The organism is Mesorhizobium sp. M0292 (genome assembly GCF_040321695.1).
Classification (GTDB): Bacteria; Pseudomonadota; Alphaproteobacteria; order Rhizobiales; family Rhizobiaceae; genus Mesorhizobium.
On the sequence record NZ_JAMYSB010000014.1, the window covers coordinates 58,197 to 78,163 of the forward strand.

At 59.6% G+C, this 19,967-nt stretch carries 11 protein-coding genes; 2 read left to right on the top strand and 9 right to left on the bottom strand.

Annotated features, from left to right (window positions below; all coding sequences use genetic code 11):
• Positions 1–52 precede the first annotated feature (52 nt).
• The 7 genes from NKI96_RS21185 to NKI96_RS21215 all read right to left on the bottom strand — a co-directional run bounded on the left by NKI96_RS21185 (position 53) and on the right by NKI96_RS21215 (position 11,516).
• The gene (locus NKI96_RS21185; protein ID WP_352805932.1) at positions 53–877 is read right to left on the bottom strand and encodes a phosphoadenosine phosphosulfate reductase family protein; all 825 of its coding nucleotides are present in this window, start codon (positions 875–877) and stop codon (positions 53–55) included.
• Complete coding sequence (locus tag NKI96_RS21190) at positions 874–4,059, bottom strand: hypothetical protein (protein ID WP_352805935.1); 3,186 nt, start codon at positions 4,057–4,059, stop codon at positions 874–876. Before NKI96_RS21190 ends, NKI96_RS21185 begins: the two co-directional genes overlap by 4 nt.
• On the bottom strand, positions 4,056–4,955 hold the full coding sequence (locus NKI96_RS21195) for a DUF4007 family protein (protein ID WP_352805937.1): 900 nt from the start codon (positions 4,953–4,955) through the stop codon (positions 4,056–4,058). Before NKI96_RS21195 ends, NKI96_RS21190 begins: the two co-directional genes overlap by 4 nt.
• The gene (locus NKI96_RS21200) at positions 4,940–6,175 is read right to left on the bottom strand and encodes a cysteine desulfurase family protein (protein WP_352805940.1); all 1,236 of its coding nucleotides are present in this window, start codon (positions 6,173–6,175) and stop codon (positions 4,940–4,942) included. The genes NKI96_RS21195 and NKI96_RS21200 overlap by 16 nt, the downstream gene beginning before the upstream one ends.
• Positions 6,176–6,546: 371 nt before the next feature.
• Positions 6,547–10,239 carry a reverse transcriptase domain-containing protein gene (locus tag NKI96_RS21205; RefSeq protein ID WP_352805942.1) on the bottom strand — a complete coding sequence of 1,231 codons (3,693 nt, stop codon included), beginning with the start codon at positions 10,237–10,239 and terminating at the stop codon, positions 6,547–6,549.
• A 700-nt stretch (positions 10,240–10,939) separates the two neighbouring features.
• Positions 10,940–11,188 (bottom strand): conjugal transfer protein TraD, encoded by a 249-nt coding sequence (locus NKI96_RS21210; protein WP_352805944.1) that lies wholly within the window; start codon positions 11,186–11,188, stop codon positions 10,940–10,942.
• Between the two features lies 1 nt (position 11,189).
• Positions 11,190–11,516 carry a conjugal transfer protein TraD gene (locus NKI96_RS21215; protein WP_352805946.1) on the bottom strand — a complete coding sequence of 109 codons (327 nt, stop codon included), beginning with the start codon at positions 11,514–11,516 and terminating at the stop codon, positions 11,190–11,192.
• 172 nt (positions 11,517–11,688) lie between these two features.
• Between NKI96_RS21215 and traA the strand changes: the two genes are divergently transcribed.
• A complete protein-coding gene (gene traA / locus NKI96_RS21220) occupies positions 11,689–14,736 on the top strand; it encodes a Ti-type conjugative transfer relaxase TraA (protein ID WP_352805948.1) in 3,048 nt (1,015 codons plus the stop codon).
• Between the two features lie 128 nt (positions 14,737–14,864).
• Positions 14,865–15,080, top strand: a complete 216-nt coding sequence (locus NKI96_RS21225; RefSeq protein WP_352805951.1) for a helix-turn-helix transcriptional regulator — start codon at positions 14,865–14,867, stop codon at positions 15,078–15,080.
• 93 nt (positions 15,081–15,173) lie between these two features.
• Here the strand turns inward: NKI96_RS21225 and NKI96_RS21230 are convergent, their stop codons facing one another.
• The gene (locus NKI96_RS21230) at positions 15,174–16,796 is read right to left on the bottom strand and encodes a hypothetical protein (RefSeq protein ID WP_352805953.1); all 1,623 of its coding nucleotides are present in this window, start codon (positions 16,794–16,796) and stop codon (positions 15,174–15,176) included.
• A complete protein-coding gene (locus NKI96_RS21235; protein ID WP_352805955.1) occupies positions 16,787–19,786 on the bottom strand; it encodes an AAA family ATPase in 3,000 nt (999 codons plus the stop codon). Before NKI96_RS21235 ends, NKI96_RS21230 begins: the two co-directional genes overlap by 10 nt.
• Positions 19,787–19,967 lie beyond the last annotated feature (181 nt).

Here is a 19,967-nt window from a genome sequence, read left to right on the forward strand (position 1 = left end):
GGTCCGTATGTCGCAAGGAAGTCTACCAGCCTGTTAGGGACCTGCGCGTTCATCAGAGATGGCAGACGGCACAGCCGTCCTCAGCCTTCGACCGGACTGCCCGGCGTGGCATGTTCTCCACGTCATCCAGCGAGCGGCCGTCGACCCAAGTATACTTGCGGCCCTTCTTCATCGTCTCGTACGCTTTCGCCTTCTCGTATAGTTCCGGGTGGCGCTCCTTGAGCCCCTGCCACTCGCCGATCTGCTGGTAGAAACAAAAGTAGCAGCCCGAACGGCTGCGCCACTTGTAGTAATCCGGCAGGCCTAGGCCCGCACTGTCGAGGATCCGTCCGACCTCCGCGATGTCGATCGCGTCGTCGCGGTACGGATACACGGGCGTGATATTAGGCTTTTCCGAGATTACGACGGGTTTACTGCCGGCCGTGCCGGTCCCGAGGTAGCCAGCTCGGTTCTCGTCCGCGCGGATGCCGATGTAGGAGTACGCCCTATCGCCGCCGATGAAGCGCTCAAATGGGGCGATCTTCATTATCCGCGTGCACCACCTGGCGCGTGGGCTGGGAAGGAAACCTGCGAAGTGTTCAAACAGCGCCACATCGAATGCCGTGCGCCCTGGCTTCTCCGCCACGTCGAACATCTCCATCGCTGAGACGCGATGTATCCTGACGCCGAGGATGTTCTCAAGTCGGTCGAGATAGCTGATAGTCTCGGGAAGCTCGACGCCGGTGTCGGAGAATACGTATTCGAAATTCACCTCAGGGTTTCGTTGCTTAAGGTATACCGCAAGCGCGGACGAGTCCTTGCCGCCAGAGACAGGCACGATGTGTCGCGCCTCGGTGTCTTTCACCGCGTCGTCGACGTTGGTGGCTAGTAAGCTCATCTTTTTCCCCCCGCGGCCTGTAGGCTGCGAATCTGACTGTCTTCGGTCTCGTCGATTTTAACAAGCATTCGAGTGAGTTCTTCCACTCGGGCCCGTACGATTGGCCTCAGCGCGGCCGTGGGGGTCTCGGTATCAAGAGCGGCCGCCTCGATCCGCTCCCGTGCGTCGCGCAGGGCCGACCTGAACTGCGCCGAAGTGCGATCGTCCCACTTGTCTAAACTGCGCTGGAGGAGAATGGAACTAAGAGCGTTCGCGAGCGACTTGGGTGAGAAGCGGCCATTGACTGCCTCGACGGCCTTCCTTAGCACAGCTCGGTCGACGATGCGGAGGTCGTCGCGACGGTCGAGCGATCCGGCGTCGAAGCAACCCGCCCATGCTGTCACTGCCTCCAGTGGATCCATGCCGAGATACGTGGATCGAAAGCTTTCCGCGATCACCTCGACAGCTTCCTGCGCGAATTCGTCGCGAAGATGATCGATCTCATTCCTCGCGATCTCAAGCTTCGCGATCAACGTCGGGGAGGCCTGCTTGGCACCAAGCGCTCCGGGCAGGGATTCTAATAGGAGCTTCACGGGGTCAGAGGTGCTTCCGACTGTCCGCAGCAACCCTTTCGAATATATCCCTAGCTTTTGCGAGCGTCTTGACCCGTCGGGAACGGTGAGGAGCCAACGCATCAATGCATCATAGGCGAAGCGGACGAGTTCGTCGCTCGCCGTTGGCCGCTCGTGCGCGAAGATATAGGCGATCTCGGCGAGGTACTCACTAAGTTCCGGCGTGGGGTCTAGGACCTGCACGCAAAACCCGTTCGGATTTGACACCATGTTGTCGAACTGGAAGCCTAGCGTATCGGCGACGTATTGGCCGTTGTCGTAGAGCGCCACCGCGCGGGAGAAGTGCTTGAAGCCTGCAGCCATCAGTACCGGAATGACGGCCAGGGGAACGCCCATCGGTGCCGATGCCAAGGTCGACACGAACGTGTGCAGATTCCGATACTGGCCGCTGTTGCGTCCGGTTGGCACCCGGAAGAAGTCGGCGATGCGTAACCATACTTCCTGTAGGCCTGGATCAGTGATTGCGTCGGGATCAGCGAAGCACGTTGATCCTGCGGGTCGAAGCCCTGTGTTCTCGATGACAGTGCGGTATATCGACCCTTCCGCGCTACGATCGCCTTCCTCATAGCCCAACCGCACTCGATCGGAGCGTTCGAGGATCGACCCGACGACGCGAACACGCGCCGTCTGCATCGTGCGCGACGCAGTGCTGCGCATCAGCTGCTCGTTCGCAATTGTCGGTGTCTTGTGGAACCATTGACTCAAAAGGCGCGACGCCGCCATAGAGCCTGGCCGTTCCGGCGAAATGTCCAGGCGCTGACCCAGGGCATACCAGCTCGCAGCGGTGGCGCGGGGATCCAGCAGTCCCCGTAGAAGGGTCGCCAGCTCCTCGAATGCGACCGACTGGAGTTCGTCGATCTCTGTCGTCACCATCGGATCCGAAGCCACAAATTCCTTGTCGGCGCGAAGTGCCTCGATCGATGTCAACTCTATCGCGGCACTTTCTGCGGCGAGCGGCCTGTCGGGAACCACGATGATCGCCTGCATATTGGACTTCTTCGCCAGCTTCTGCGCGGCCGCGATGTCGGCCTTGTCCTCCGCAAGCACGTAAATGATTGTGTTCTCGGCGCGATCACCGTCTTCAAGCAGCCCCGCTAGTTCGTCGACTGAGGCGTAGCGTCCGATCAGAAAGCGGTTCACGCCGAATTCGGCGTTATGTCTCGGTGCACGAAGATGAGGCGCGGGAAAACGGTCTTCTAGGAAGGACCGGAGATCGAACGCGCTCGAGCGCCGTTCCCGTTCCTCGCGTACGCGGATCGCAACGTCGACGTCGGCGCCGTGCCAGACCGCCACGTCGTCTGTGTGCCGGCGCCAGAGCAGTAACTTGGCATTAAGCAGCTCGTCGACCGCGACCGCGACCTCTGCGGTGGGTAGTTCTGTCTCGGCCACCGCTAGCTGGAGAACGTCGCGTGGAAGGCGCTGTCGTACGCCACTGGTTCCCAACTGCAGAAGGCAGGCAGCCGCGAGGAGCATCCGCTGGAGCGCGGTGTCCGCCCTCGATCGCGCGCTCTCGGTTTCGATCCAGCGCCGATAGGTACCGCCGATGCCCACGTCGGTCCGCATGGCGTCCGAGAACGCCGTGTACACCGCCTCAATGTCGACCTTGCGCGTTAGATCGATCTCACGCAGGAAGGAGAATAGGCTGCGTTCATTTTGCCCCACACGGGCGACCAGCGTTGGCAGCACCTGCAACGCTCCGGCTGATAACGGCCTGACGTCGTCAAGTATCGCACGCACCTTGCCTGCATCCTCGATGCCGTCGAGCCACTTCCACCTGACTACCTCGTCAGCAAGGGCCTCAGTAACGGGAGCCATGATGTCTGCTATCTTCGGCGGACGCATCTCCGAGACGACGTCGGCGATAAGTCGGTAAAACTCCTGGCTGTCCTCGATCATCCGAAAAGGTCGGAACCTCCCTTCTATCTTGCGCCACTCGGTACGCGAGGTCTCGTTCAGGCGTGTGGCATATGCGAGGAGGTTCTGGTGGAGGAGCAGCGTGAGGCTCATAGTGGGGCCAGATGCACGCGCCACGCGTTCAGCGAGACGCTGGACGACGTCTAGTTCGCCCGACCTCCCATCAGCCACCAGCCCTTCGAGATGTCGGCCGAACTCATCCCATATGATCGCGACGTGATTCCACCCTCCGTCGCGCATCGCTTTGCCGAACCCATCGAAGCTCTTTGGCGCCTGAGCCATTCCAAACGCCTCCGCGAGCGCGGCGATCGGATCGTCGACCATCCCCGACAGGACGATGACGCGTCCCTGAACAGACGTCGAGATGCGGTGGCGCAACGCCCCCCCGACTGTAGGATCGACTTGATCGGTGCGCTCCAAAACGGCGGCGAGCGCGCGGCGATCGTCAGCCGAGTTGCGGACCGCCAACGCCGCGACACCCGCAGCCAGGCTCTTCCCGCTACCATACGGCGCGATGACCATCGTGGTGGAACCGCGTTCGGCTACCGCGGTGATGATGGGAAGCGCACGGCGGGTCGGACGATAGTGCCCGAACCGGTCAGGATGCTCCAGATCCTCGATAAGACTGAGCGAGCGGAAGAAGTCAGCGCCAATCATGCTCCCGCCTCAAGGCGAAAGTAGTAATCGCGGAGCCACTGCTCGATCGGCCTTATCGTGGCGCGCAGATACCGCTCTCCAGCGAGCGTCTCGACGACGACTCCCTTTGTCCACATGGCACTGGCTGCCTTGCCGACCATCTCGTCGACGGCGTCAAGTCCGGCGCAGAAAACGCGGCCTGGTCCGAAGCGGAGCGTCGCAAGTTCCCGCAGGGAGATTGCATCTTTGCCGGTTTCCTTGGCCAGTAGGGACGAGCAGGCGAGGAAGGCCTCTGCCGGCAGGCCGACTGGTGTCCGAGTGCGCTCGTAGCGCCGCACGAGCTCATGACGAATGATGAGACCCAGTTCACGGAACGGACATGCCCCGACATCGTCGGGATCAACGACATCAACCCCCGGTCGCGCGCCATAGGCGCTCAGCAGGCAGGCCACGTCCTTGATCGCCATTGCCTCGCTTGCTGGTCGCATCGCCCTGGTGCGGGTAAACTGGAGAAAACCTTCGACGCAGGCCGCGCGATCGAATATGCGCTCGGAATAGTCGTTAAAGAACCAAGACCAGATCGTGCCCTCGCGCGTCGCAAGAGCGAGATGAAGGAACCACCATGTGCCTGGCAGCTCACAATAGGGATCATGGGCGATTACGAGATCCGCGATCTCTGACGGCACGCGCCCGGTCCGGGCCTCGCCCTCGGCATCGCGCGCCAAGCCGGTAGCCTTGAGCCAGAAGCCTAGCGACTCGACCATCTTTGAGCCAAGACCGAGATCGTCCCCAACGTCTGTACTGGGATGGAAAGCTCCATCCTGACGCATGCGCGACAAGCCTTTTGGCAGCCAGCCGTAACGCACGGGGAACGTGACGTGCCCGCCATAAGAGAAGCGCATCAAGCTCGTGTCCACGCGACGCTCCTCAGGTGTTCGACCGAACCGGCAATGATCGATACCGCCTCGTCGATCTCTGTCTCTGTATTCAGCATGGAGAGCGAGAAGCGGACTGTCTCAAACGCCTCGCGCTCTGCCAAACCCATCGCGATCAGCACGTGCGAGGGTTCTGGCCGCCGGCTGGCACATGCCGAACCCTGCGACGCCGCGACGCCGCGACTGTCCAGCTGTGCGATCAGTGACATCCCGTCAATCCCAGGAAACCTCACGCTGGAGATGTTGGGCAGGCGTTCCGCAGCGGCTCCAAGCCTTACATCAGAGATCGCGGCGCGAAGTGTGGCTTCCAGTCGATCGCGCAGCGCCTTCATTTGGTCTACGGATTTGCCCAGCTCATCAGCGCGCTTGTTGCACGCTGCCCCGAAACCGGCGATCAGGGGAACGGCCTCGGTGCCGGCTCTGAGCGCGCCTTCCTGATCGCCCCCGACTAGCAGGGGTACGAGCGACACGCCTCGCGATGCCGCCACGATTGCACCTATCCCCATGGGCGCATGCAGCTTGTGCCCGGAAACTGTTACCAACTCTGGACCGACGCCCGGAGAAAGATCAATGGCCAGCTTTCCGAATGCCTGCGCGGCATCTGAGTGGAACGTGGTCATTGGACGTGTCGCCAGCAACGCAGCGATTTCCTTGATCGGCTGGATGACGCCGGTCTCACTATTCGCGTATTGGATCGAAACAAGAAGCGGCCCCTGTGCCCCACTGACCAAGGTTTCAAGTCGGTCCAGGTCTACGATACCCGCACGATCGACTGGAAGGTAATGGAGGGTCGCTCCGATCGACGAGGAGCGCTCGGCCGCGCGGAGCACCGACGGGTGCTCGACGGTGCTGGTGATGACTGTAGTCGCTGCAACGCCCGCAAAGACGGTGTTGTTAGCCTCGGTGCAGCCGGACGTGAAGGTCACGCTCTCCTCCTCCGCACCGGTTATCAGGGACAGCACACTGTCGCGCGCGCGCGCGAGGATCGCGCGGGAACGGTCTCCGAGCTCATGGGCGCTCGCCGGATTGGCCGCGCCGCTGCGGAGCGCGGCGATAACTGCTTCGATCACTTCCTCAGTGGGTGCAGTGTTCGCAGCGGCATCCAGGTTGATTACCTTCGCGGTGCCGGACGCCGAAAATTCATTACCGATTTCGATGTTTAGCACTTCATCCCGCCATCCCCCGAACGTCCGATGGCTCATAGGATAGGCCTCTAGCACCGCCAACGATCTATCTGCGCCAGTAGTCACGGGGCCGCTTCGACGATTCCGTGATCTAGGAAGGTATCAGGGATCGTCTCGTTCCTGCAACCGCTAACCGGTGGTTGGAATGTTATGTGAGCTCCGTCCCCGGACGAGTTGAGACCCGGGGCCGACAGGCTCTGCAGTCGCGGCGAGAGATCATCTTTCGGAAAACTGACATGGTTCGACCAAAGCAAGCCTTGACCCAAGTGCGCCGCGTCACTTTCCCGGCTTATGTTTGACGCCTGCTATTCCGGCTGCGATCGCCAGCCTTCGCCTCAGGAACGCCTGCAATGTTGGCCTTCGAGGCAAACTTAGAAAGATTCATGTTCTCAATAACCTGCGGGAGGGTATTTCCAACTTCCCGATTTTTTATATGGCGGAGCCGGGGACAGACCCTTTCCGAGGTCACGGCGCTCCTTCATTTCCGATATGTCCTCGATCTCGAAGAAAGAAATCGATGCCTGTGGCTGTCCATGGCTGTGAAACACCTGCTTCAGGTGATTTTCCTTTCGAGGAACATGCGCGTTACTCCCCCCGAAGCCTCCATTATTCGCCACGATCACCAGCTGGTACATGTGATAATGCAGTGCGGCCGCCATCTGGTCGAAGGTGCCAACATCTTGATTCAGCGCAGGAATGGCGAAAACGTCAGACCTGTTACGAAGGTCGGATGCAAGCCTGAGATCGGTCGCGTCATAGCAGACGGCCGCAGTGAGCCAGAGCGGATCTGCCGAGAGATTTGTTGTCCATTGGTAACCAACAAGCCATTGAACAGGTCGGAAGCCACGGACCAATTTCTTGGCCTCCCAAGCTTTCTCCATCTTGGCGAGGTGAAATTTCCCTTGGCGTCTGGTCTTGATCTGGAGGCCCCTGCCGGTCATGAGTTGAGGCAGTATCCATATTGCCGAATTGACTGGAGGCAAGCCAGGCTCAACCTCCTCATACGTCAGGCCGGTCAGGATGATGGTCTTGTAGGCTCGCGCGAACGGAATGAGGTGAGTCTTGATATCGTGTGGATGGACCGCGAGCTCGGGCAAGATTAGCCAGTCTAGTCGCTTGTCCTGCGTCTGATGGGTCGCCCGGAGTTCCAGCATCTTTTCCACCGCCGCGAGCGCGGTCGAAAGGTGATTTCGATGCTTCTGTCGGATAGCGGTGCCCGAAAGCGTGAGATCTCCATCCGCGATTTCATGAGCTTCTGGGGTGATGGTCTGCACCACGCAACCCCGAAGCGGTCTATCCTCTCTTGGATATGCCAGGAGCGGCGCTAATATCGGTAGCATCAGAGTGCCTGTAGCCTCTCCGACGTGGCGTCTCGCTGCCTCCAGTTTTTCGTGCAGGAACAGGACAAGCTGCTCAGGGTCTCGCTTTAGCCATTCGCCATCGTCGACCCTGCACCCTGGCCATGCCAGCATCGAATAGAGTAGGTCTTCGGTCGTGTGCGAAATGGCAAGCCAGTCGTCACCGAAACCCTCATGTCCGTTGTGGAGGCCATAGGAACGTTGGTACCAATGGCTGCGCACCTGCCGGTAGATAGTCCTCGTCTCTCGCCATGATGGCACACGGACTTCGGTGAAATCGAGGTTTCCGGTAAGTATGAACCTGACAAGGTACCCCATTTGGAATTTCCAGCGTAGACCCGAGTCACACCAGATCGGAGGTTCATAGAGCGCCTGCAGGACTCCTGATGGCGCATGCGCTTTGTCAGCAATCCGAACCTCCACAATCTCGGTGTGTCTGCGATCGCTCGATAGCTTTACCTCGATAGATGAAGGAGGCATTGCGTAAGGTTGCTTTTCGGTCAGCAGCATTTTGGCGAATGCATACATGAAGCTCAAGACTCCTATCTCATTCCGGAGATCGGGGTCCGTGGGTGCACGTGGGGATTTGCACCGCGACAATGACGTCCAGCCGTCGTGCGTTGGACTTGGCTGATCCCTGAGTATCCATGACGGCTGCAATTCGGCGGCGAAGGCAGGATCGCGAATCGCGATTTCCTCGAATAGATTCGTATCTATCGAACCAGCTATAAGTTGCCTTGCTTCACTTTCGTCGAGGACCGACCGCCTGGCCATAACCGCAAGTGTCGCGAAGTCGGCATATGTCGAGGACTTCCGATCTCCGTTCAGAAAGGAAAGAAACTCTAAGTAGAGCCGAGTCTCCGGCATCCTAACACGCTCGGTCCAGCGCCTGTCCGTTTTCTTCCTCATTACCGCCAACAAGAGGATTGCCTGCTGCCTTAAGTACCAAGGTGTCGTCCGAGTGGTGGATGACACCACTTGAAGGGCTTCGGCCGCCAGCAATGCCCGGTATTCCTCGAGATCGACGTTGCTAGGCAGGCACTCGTCATCCTCCACGAAGCCGGTCTCGGTTGCACCGGCCTTGAACAACTCGGAGAGGCAGTACAGGGCAACAAGGCGCGGCTGACCCCGCGTTCGCTTGAGGTATGGGCGCAGAAGTTCCAGCACCAGCCTAAGAACTTCGGTCGATGGCCAGATGTCCAGACCGATGCGCAGGAGCCGCACGTTTGATGGATCGTCGATCCATTGCTGGACGAGACTCAGCGCAAAATTACGCGCCTCGTCGTCGAGTTCGGACCGCGTCATCGCCGCCCCTCGGAAGGGCGTTTCGTCCACCGTTGGGTCGGTTTCGACGCCGATGGCCCTGCCACCGTCTAGAAGGGGCCGCAGCGATCGGAACGTGGTTCTGAAACGCGCAGCCGAGAAGCGGGCCACGGTTGCGTCCCTTACGTCTGGAACCGGAAGCATCCGATCATTACTGGCTTTCCTACTTTGATTGTAGTGCTCTTGCGCACGCACGAGGCTCTGCACGGCGTCAATTATTTCCTCGCCCCTCGTAGCGTCAAAGCCACCCGAAAGTGCGCTCTGAATCCGGGCCATCTTGCGCCCCTGACGGAGCAGTGGACGATTTTCACCACTAAAGTTAGCCGCCTGCGTCTTGTCATCGGACACCAGAAGGCCCGGCGCCGCGTCGGCAAGAACCCCTGCCAACCAGGCGAAGACCGAGAGTCTGATTTCTTCCAGATCCCGGTCTCGTTGGACGGTCACGACCAAGCGCACGTCGTCGACGTAACGGGTTGTATCGCGGAGCGAAATACCGGCGGAGATCGTCGTTTCCCTACTGGCGGCGACCTGGCGGTCGAAATCAAGCAAGACAAGGTTCGCGAAGAAGCCGGCAGAAACCAGGCCCTGCGGCAGGCAAATCTCCTGGAATCCGCGAACTTCTTCTCCCTTCCTGGCGTATTCCTCAACATCGGACCGGTCGTCTTCATGCCATGTCCAATGCAAAACATTAGCAGCGAGTTCGTAGAACCGGGGATCGTCGCCTTCGCGTTTGATACCCTCGAGCTTTTCCATGAGCATGGCCGGCCGCACGCGGTCGTAAAACTGCTTCAGGTCAGAGCTTACGATTACGACTCGGTGGCCATCAATTTCCAGCTTCTGGGCGATTTCTTCGGGGCGGCCTATGAAGCTTCGATAGTCAATAGAGAATGACCGGTACAGCTTTGACGACCCCCAACGATGCTGAAGGCCACCGAAACCATCCGAGTCGCAAAAGAGTCGATTGCCGTAGGATAGGACGGAACTCCATGCTTCTTCCTTGTCTTCCGACGGGTGCGGATCGCCCTGTAGGGATTCGACGCGGTCTGCCAGGCAGAGCATTACGGCAGTACCCGCGACCTGGTCGCGAAGGCTGACGTGGGCCAGAGGCCGCAAGTTTACCTCCCCAGGGTTCTTTGGCCCCCAGATATCGGACCTGGCCGCCGCCCACTTTTGGCTTTTGGGAGCTGGCACGAGCCGGAGCGGCAGCGTAGTCCACTTCCCCGTCCTCAGTTCGTCGCCTATTGATTGCAGGAAGTCAGGAAGGTTCGCGGTGGCGAAATCCAGCTCCAAGGTATCCGAGAACCAGTTGTGGTACCGGATCCAGGCAGAGGCCTTTTTCCATGCCTGGATGAGGACGTATTCTTGCGAAACAGCTTCAATCGTTGGGTCGAGACGTTGCATGGTTCCCCGCTTGGCCTAACCCATTTCGAGCCGGCAAATATTTTAAATAAACTGTGGTGCGGATTACGGATTGCCGCAACGACGAATTGCAACTGCAGTTATCGTCAACTCCTCACTCCTCACTCCTCACTCCTCACTCCTCACTCCTCACTCCTCGAACGAAACCTTGAAACTCCGATATCCCGATGGCCAAGCACCATCAATCGAGATTGCTCATGTCGGCTTCGAGGTTCTGTCGAGGCCTGCTTCAAAGGCCGAAGTGGGCCCAAGCCGTCATTCTGTTGAGCGGCTCAGTCTCCCGTATTGGTGAATCTCATTCGACATAACGCAGCATTCAGAGCGGATATCGGCATCTCACCAAACCGAGCCGCCGAGCATAACAACGGCGGCTTGTTTTACCAGAGGCGCCGGATGCTCTCGGGTCTTCACGTGTCACTATCCAATGTTTGAGCGCCAGAGATGTCCAGGGAAGTCCACATATATCCAGAATAAAATGTGGGTGGAAAGCGGGTTGCGCGATTCGAATATACGAAATTGTTAGCTTTTGAATGATTTGCAAACACATTTGGCGGAGAGAGCGGGATTCTAATTCTCTGCTGGCCAGCTTTCTCAGTGTAATACCCATTTCACACTGACGCGGTTGTTGTCCGGGTGTGACCAAATGGAGGGCCTGGGAGCGCCGGCCGCTAGCGGAACACCGCTATGATCGATGGCGCTTATGGTCTTCATGCCGTCCCGCGTCAAACGCGTTGTTTCCCTTCGCATTCCAAAGGTCGCGCGCATGCTCACCTTCCTGGCTCTGCAGCTTGGCGGAGATCCAGAGCATCGCGCCGTAGATGGTAGCGCGATCGTCATTGATCAGGTCAACGATGCCTGCCTTGACGATGAGCCCGCCGAGTTCGATCAGATGTCGGGTGCGCTGGCGGCGCTCGACCTGCCACGTCCTCATGTCATTGCGAGCCTGTGCCGCCTGCCGGCGATTGCGGGCTGCCCGGTTGCGCTGGAGCGCCGCGTGGGTTGCGCTGAGATGCCGGTGCAATTCGCCGGGACCGGCTCTCGAAAAACATCACTCCACGCTTGGCCCATGCCTCACGCTTTGCGGTGTCTTTCGTCTCAGTGATTGCGACCAGTGCGCCGGCCAGTTCATCTGTGCTGAGTTGATCGACGCCGGTGGCGATCACCAGCTCTCCAAGTTGCTGGACCTTTCGTGTTTTGAGCTCTCTCGCTTTTTCCTCCAGCTCCCTCAGTTCGGTGTCGAAGTCCCTTGGTTTGCGCATGGCTGTCTCCATTGATTGTTGGTGCGGCAATGATAGGCGAGCGTCCGCCGGAAGGCTTCAGGGTTGCCGAGACAGCCCGGGACGGGCTGATCCATCCAGAGAATTTTTCGAGGGAGGGCGTGCTTATACGTCGTGCCGACGTGCGCTTTGATGTGCAAATGATCCCGTCGCGATGGCGATCTATCATCTTCATCTCAAGGTCATTGGCCGCAAGGCGGGCTCAAGCGCTGTCGCGTCTGCCGCCTACCGCTCGGCTTCGCGGTTGCGCGATGAGCGGATCGAACGCACTCATGATTTCTCGGCCAAGCGCGGTGTTGTCCATTCCGAGGTGATGCTGCCGGAGGATGCACCGGAGGCCTGGCGCGACCGCGAGAGGCTGTGGAACGATGTCGAGGCGTTCGAGGTGCGCAAGGATGCGCAGCTTGCCCGCGAGGTCGAGTTTGCGCTGCCGCGTGAACTCAGCCAGGCGCAAGGCATCGAGTTGGCGCGCGACTTTGTTCAGGCTGAGTTTGTTAGCAAGGGCATGGTCGCCGATCTCAATGTGCACTGGGACAGGGCAGAGGATGGCAGTCCCAAACCGCACGCTCATGTCATGCTCACCATGCGGTCAGTGGACGAGAATGGTTTTGGCGCGAAGGTTCGAGACTGGAATGCTACCCAGCTGGTCGAGCGCTGGCGCGAGCGGTGGGCGGAACTGGCCAATGAACGCCTGGCCGAACTCGACATCGACGCCCGCATCGATCATCGCAGTCTGGAAGCGCAGGGCATTGCGCTGGAGCCGCAAACGCAGATTGGTGCTCCTGCTCAGCGCATCGGGGGCGACGGCCTTGCCGCTGGTGGGCTTGAAGCAGATCGCGCCGAACTGCATCGCGAGATCGCCCGCAACAATGGTGCGCGCATCATTGCCGATCCATTCGTGGCGCTGGATGCAATCACCCATCAGCAATCGACCTTCACCCGAAAGGACATCGCGAAGTTCTCGCATCGCCACAGCGATGGAGTGGAGCAGTTCAACGAGGTGGTGGCAGCCATCAGCAATGCACCCGATCTGATCGAACTCGGCAAGGATGGACGCGGCGAAGATCGCTTCACCACAAGGCAGATGATCGAGACTGAACAGCGCCTGCATCGCGCTGCGGAGCGTATCGATTTGGACGAGCGGCACGCGGTGAGTGACGCACATCGCGAGGCCGCTCTGGCGCAGGCTGCGCAACACGGGCTTGTCCTTTCGGATGAGCAAAGCGATGCGCTTGCGCATATCACCGATGGTCACGGTCTTGGTGTCGTTGTCGGCTTTGCCGGAACGGGCAAGAGCGCCATGCTGGGCGTTGCGCGCCAGGCATGGGCAGCTGCAGGTTATGAGGTTCAAGGCGCCGCCCTCTCCGGCATTGCCGCCGAGAATCTGGAAGGCGGATCAGGCATCTCGTCACGCACCATCGCCAGTATCGAGCATCGCTGGGAACAGGGCAGGGATCTCCTCACCACGCGCCATGTGCTGGTGATCGACGAGGCCGGCATGGTCGGCACGCGCCAGTTGGAGCGCGTGCTTTCCCATGCGGCGGACGTTGGCGCAAAAGTCGTGCTCATCGGCGATCCGCAGCTGTTGCAGGCAATCGAAGCCGGCGCTGCATTCCGCTCTCTCCACGAGGGACACGGCGGCGTCGAAATCGGCCAGGTGCGCCGGCAGCGCGAGGACTGGCAGCGTGATGCCACGCGCGATCTGGCAACCGGCAGGATCGGCGCCGCGATCAGCGCCTACGACGCGCAAGGCATGATGCACCAGGCTACGACGCGCGACGAAGCGCGCAACGATCTAGTCGAGCGCTGGGATCGCGACAGGCAGGCAGAGCCCGAGGCGAGCCGGATCATTCTCACCCACACAAACGACGAAGTACGCGCGCTCAACAAGGCAGCGCGCGGGCGCATGCGCATTGCCGGCGATCTCGGCGACGAGGTTCAGGTGAATGTCGAACGCGGCCCAAGAAACTTCGCCAGCGGCGACCGTGTCATGTTCCTGCGCAACGAGCGCGGACTTGGGGTCAAGAACGGCACGCTCGGCATCGTGGAGGAAGTCAGCACACAGAGCATGACGATTCGCGTCGACGATGGGAGATCGGTGCGGTTCGGCCTGAAAGACTACGCGCACATCGACCACGGCTATGCCGCGACCATTCACAAGGCGCAGGGCATGACTGTCGACCGGACCCATGTGCTGGCAACGCCAGGCATGGATGCGCACGGCAGCTACGTTGCACTGTCGCGGCGTCGAGATGGAATGGACCTGCATTACAGCAGCGATGATTTTGCCACACGCGACCGGCTCATCCGCACGCTGTCTCGCGACCGCGCCAAGGACATGGCGTCGGATTACGACCAGATCGACCCGGCGCAACACTATGCCGAGCGGCGCGGTATCACCTTCCGCGAGGGCCTGGTCGAGATCGTGCGTCGGATCGTTCCGGAGAAGTTGCGCGACAGGATCGGAGGTTTGCTGGACGGGTTGCGCTCGCCTGGAGACGGCGAGCCCGGCCAGGACTATGGGCGCAGGCCGGGAAGGGAAGATGTTGGGGCGCAAATCGGAGATGCTGGCTCCACACCCGAAAGGAAAACTCCCGCCACGGGAGTGCCGCGCAATACGAATGTGCCGGTGGACGAGGAAGCGGCGTTGCGCAACGCGCGCACGAAGGCGCTTGTTCGCCACGCGCGCGCGCTCGACGCGATGTCGCACAACGCAAATGCGGACGGGCAGGGCGGTCCCGACCAGATGCGCGAATTGAGGGATGCCCGCAGCGCTTTCGAGAAGGTGCGGCCGTATGGCTGGCGCGATGCCGAAGCGGCTTATGTGAAAAATCCCGAGCTGGTTCGTGAAGCGGGTGCCGGCCGCGTCAGCCGAATCGTGCTTGCTCTCCAGCTTGAAACGGAAATCCGCACTGGAATGGACATCGATCCCGGCCGCCGCGCCGACCGGTCCGTGGAACGTTGGCAAAAGCTCGACCGGACGGGACGGGAGCAATATCAGGCCGGCGACATGTCCGGCTACAAGTCAACGCGTTCGGCCATGTCCGATATGGCCAAGAGCCTCGAACGCGATCCTCAACTTGAACCCCTGCTTGCAAACCGCAGACGCGAGCTTGGCATCAACATCGATTCCGGCCGTCGCCTCGCCGCGGAACTCGCATTCAGCCACGGCATCGGTAGGGGCCGTGGCATCGGGATCTGAACGCGTCCGATTTGCCGCCGTTTCCACGCTACAGGCGGGTGAAGCGACAAATGGGATTGCATCAGCGTTCGGCCCGTCCTGTCTGTCCCAGCAGAAATCAGCGACCACCAGTAAGGTGCAGGCAAGCGATGTCCGAGCCGGATCGTATTATACGCCTCAAAACCGTCCTTGGCCTGACGGGCCTGTCCCGTTCAACCATCTATCGCAAGATCGCCGAAGGCACGTTCCCGACTCAGATCAAGATCAGTGTCAACGGGGCTGGATGGAGGGAGTCCGACGTCAAGCGATGGATCGCCGATCCTCTCTCATGGCACACCAGTGCATCACGAAAACACAATGACTAGTGGCGGTGTATTGGCACGTTGCTGTCAAGGTTGAACACTCATCTCTGAGGCAAGTTCAACGACTGGGAATGGGCCGGAACCGGACCATCCGGTTTAAGGGTACGGCGGGACCGCTGCCGCCATTCCCGATTCGCCAAATTCGGGCATGACGGCCTTTAGCAAAACTTGCAATCGACGGCTTGCTTCCGTATCACCATTGGGGCTTGGGCACAGTAGAGTGCAGTCGCTTGCACCTGGTATTGTCTCGAGGCTGCTCCACGCGCGGGCGGGTGGGGGGAACACAACAAATCCACCCATGGGATGACATCTGACGACCTGGTCCTCAGTGGACCAACCAATGGTTCTCCTATACTTCTCGACGGTATAGGGTTTCGAGTTCGTAATCTCGCCCGACTTGCCATGATGCTCGGAACTGGCCAAGCAAGCGTCACCTACCAACAGCGCCTTTTGAGTCGGCGTTGTTATCCGAACCAGGTAGTCTGGCGAACACTTGAGCTCTGTTCCTATAAAAGGGCGCTCGACATCAAGGTCCTGATGGCGCGCCGCCCACTCCAGCGCCGGCGTAGCGCGCTCATGTGCCGGGGGGATCCGGTCATAGTCGATGAAGACGGGCTCAGCCTCGAAGTCCAATTCGATGACAACCTCACCTCTCGTGAGATGCCAAGAGCTTCGTTTCACACTCTCGACCACCTCAACGGTGCACAGGCCGGAGAATCCCTGTCGGCGCAGCTCTTTTGCGATCCAAACAATTCCCCAAAGCTCCCAAAGACGATTGAGGAAGAGCGGTGGGTAATGAGATCGCGCCGATTCAACCTCAGAAATCGCCTCTGACGGGGTCGGCGCGAAAGCGCGTAGCAGCGATCGAACTCTGTGATCTCGCTGAAAAAGCGGGCTCGGGTGGATTCGTGTACCAAGCTCAATGTCCCTCACGAAACCAGCAAGCCTCGTCCTCACATCGCCGAGTCCACGCAAGATTGAGCTCAGGCGCTCGACTTCCGCATTGATCTTTGTCTGACGATTGCCAGGATTTTTCCGACCACTTTTGGCCGCCATGGTCTCAAGCGCACCCTCTAGAACCTTGGCAAGGTCGCATACTTGACCGGAACGGCGAGTCGCCCAGTGGGAGACTAGGGCGTTTTCTGCGAGCGGCACATCCTGTCTCGAGTGAGGCGCCAATTCCGTGAAGGGATCATTGCGGATCGAGCCTGCAGCACGGATCTCGTCTTCGAGCAGACTCATGATCTCGGCCGGCGTGCTTGAGCGCGGCCCGCTCACGGGCCGGCTCCATGTCCGGCCGGGCCGGTCGGCCAGCATGTCCCACACGGCTGCGAACCCTAGTTCACTTTCGATATCCTCCGCCATCGCAACCACATCGCGATAGCTGATAAGCGCCGTCGGGATGACATAGGCGCGCAGCACACTGTCCTTGGGGAATTTTAACACGGCGCTGACTTCGCCGAGCCGCCGCTGTCTCGACAATTCCTCTGACAGGTCCCATCGCTGCCATTGCATACCGTCCTCGCAAAGTTCGGACAGCTTCGAAACCTTCGTTTCACGGTGGCTAGGTTGCGCGGGGTGGCCCCGGGTTAAGAAATCCAGATACGGATGATCGTCTCGGATTAGATAGCATGCGTCCGGTTTCCAGGGGTATTTGACACCCGTCCCGTCCGCGTCCCTGACGCGCACCTCTTCGATGGTCGTCTGGTTCACTGCCACGGGGAAACGAACCCGAGGCGCGCCTGCTGGCGCGCCAGTTTGAGGCGACGTCGTGTTCTGGGCAGATCCTCGCCATCTTCGACAAAAGCTTCGATCGCCGTGAGCGCGGGGGCGAGCTGATCGAAGGCACCCGACAGTTTCACAAGTATGCGGCTTGCGATGAGGCGATCCACCAGATCGCTGCGATCCAAGAGCTCCTTGCCCTGGAGATCAAGCCGGTGATGCAGACTAAGCGATGCCCTGATGTCGGAGAGCACCCGGCGCGAGGGCAGCAGATCTTGACGAAGATCATGGTGATAGACCGCCTTGTGAAGCGCGCTCAACACGCCATCAATTCGTTCATCGGTGCTCGCACCAGTCATCGAGACTGCCGGCAGACCTGGGAGCGGCGTGAGAGAACGCAAGATCGTAAGCTCGGACGGTATTTCTCGATCATAGGGGACTTGCGATAGCTCTAACAGAAAACAGCGATCGATTACCTTTGGGGAGGGAGGCCTGGATGACTCGTCGATGTTCAGCGTCCCGAATACCCGACAGGCCGCAATCGGCTGATCTCGAGTTAGCGTGCCAGTCCCGCTATCGAGAGCATGGAAGAGCCGAGATAGATAATACTCTGGCCTCGTCAGATTAAATTCGTCGAACAGGACCAGATGGGCCATATCCCGTTGCGTGCGCAAAGCATTCAGCATGCCTTTGTCGCCAAAAAGGGCCTCGTCGTCCGCCCAATGCGCCTGCACGGCGACATCATGGAAGTCTTCTCCAGCGTTCTTGCCCAAGAGACGGGCGATCAACCGTACGAGCGTCGATTTCCCGCAGCCGGGTGGCCCGGCGAGTAGCACAATCGGTCGGACAGAGAGCGCCAGAAGCGACACTACGATGTCATCGAAGTGGAGATGAGGAGCCTCACTCTTAAGGACGTCGCGCAAGGTCGTCAAAGCGTGGGAGAAATCAGAGTCTGCGATCCGAATACTCCAGTCCGAGCGGCCATCCCGCTCGGATCGGGCAGAAGGTAAGAGCGGACCGGATGCGGCGACTACCGGTCCCGCCTTGGCCGGAGGAGCGCCGTCGACGAGTCTCATCTCGCTGACGACCACATCAGCCAACGGCTCGGCGGCATCAATGCCGTCATCCGACGTGAGAAACGCGTCCTCAACGTGGGGGCGAACAGGTCGGCCGTCGCGACCAATTGCGACGTCTGCTTTGCGATCATCGTCCGTATGCGGATCGTCGTCGACATCGATTCCGGCCATCAGACGCGCAGCGGCTGGGTCCCCTTCCTTGATAAGCCGCTCCAGCTCTTCGATTGAGACCCATCCGCGTTCGGCTGTGACCGCGACGATTTTAGACATGCCGAGATCAATAATGATGTCATCGGCAGTGTCGACTGCCAGCGCGTTCGTCGGCAGAGGCTCGTCGAAGGGATTGAGCGCAGCTTCCTTTCTCTTTCGCAGTTTGCTGGCGTCGATCCAGAGATGCCCCGTTCCGTCCACCTGTTCCGAGGTTATGGACGCCCGCTCGGCTGCCGGGTCCCACACCAGCCGCATCCTACCAGGCGAATGGCGGACTTGTATGGGCATAAAGCGTCGGCCGCGGCGGGCCTCGACCCCGGCAGTGAGGGCGGGTACCAGCCGCGCTTTGGGCTCAGCGCCTTGGGCCAGAGCGGCTAGGCCTTCGATCAGGCGTTCCCCACCGTCATCTACAAACGGGTCGTTTGGATCAAGCACGGTGACATAGCGCTCCCGCTCCGCCGCCTCCTTGACACCCAATAGCAACGGATGGGGTAGAGTGGCCTCAAGTGAAGCCGTGAAGAGCTCGCTGCTCGGTCCACTAGCCTCTCGAAGGCGGGGCGGAGCGTAATTGTGCAGAATATGTGCAAGGCCGCCAGCTGCAGCTGCGACGGCGAAAGAGCTTCCTACACGCAGCACGTTGGGGCGATGACCGTCCGGGAAGAGCGTCGCCAGCATCGCCTCTTCAAAGCCCGGCAGGAGGCTTGTTCCACCCGCCAGCAGGATCGTGTCTATCAGACGGTGCGCGTCACTAGGCGCATTCACGTCGCGTTCATGGAGACGTTCTTCGCTCTTTAGACGGGCGTCCTGCGAAGAGATTTGATTTTCGTAAAGCCGTTCGCATAGCTTTTCGAACAATGGACGCAACTCCGCCCAAAGATCTGAAGAAACGGAGGCGAGCATGGCTTGGTCAATTGCAAGCGATGTCTGCGGCAACGAGTGGGCGTAGGAGTCCTGAGTTTTGCCCAAACTAGCTTGCACTTTGGCCCGTTCGATGTCGCGCAGGACCGTGTCCGTAACATTCAGGCCAAGACGTTCGGCCAGTCGCCGATCGACCCATCGACCGGCATGATCATCGCTATCCCCACGCAGCGCGCGAAGCCGCAGGTCGCGCTGGGCACCCGTCTTGTCTATGTTGAGGATGGTACTATCGCGGCGACTCACGATCAGGGTCATGTTGGCGGTCGAGGCGCCGGCATCCACGACGAGGAGGACATTGTTCTCGCCTGCCTCGAGCTTCAGACTGCGCTTGAGAAGACGAAAATACTCCGCGACCATCTCTGGTTCTGGGAGAACTGTGACACCCGGAATGGCAGCCTCTATACCATCCTTGTATCGCGTCCTAGCGTCACTATCGGTGATCGACGGCATGAGGGCAAATTTGCGCCGCGACTGATATTCGGCGGGTATCCTGTCGAGGATCTTGCGGAGATATTCTCGAAAGACTTCGTCTCGTTCGAACTGTCGGAACGGCGTGCGAGGATCCGCCCGATCGTAAAAAATCTTCCGCACTGGGTTACCGTGCAACATCCAGTCCTTGATGTCATCGATTTCATAAAACCACGACGCATCGTCTGGGCGCTCCAGTTGGAGCGTCCACTGTTTACGGTCATTAATGGCCGGATCGGCGATTATGAAGCATTTAGACGATTGATATGGCTGATCATTATCCCATAAGAGAAATCGAAATGCAAAATCAGCCATGTCTACTATACTTCCGTCAATATCGAACTCTTGGTTTATGGGTGCGAACCAAGCTCTGGAACACTACCATATCACCAACTTCGCCCCATCTAGAAGCATATGCCGGTAGGAGCACCGCCCTTGCAAGAGGGCTCTGGCTTCGAGTTGCTAGGAGTATCCAGCCTCGGACAAAGTGACCGCT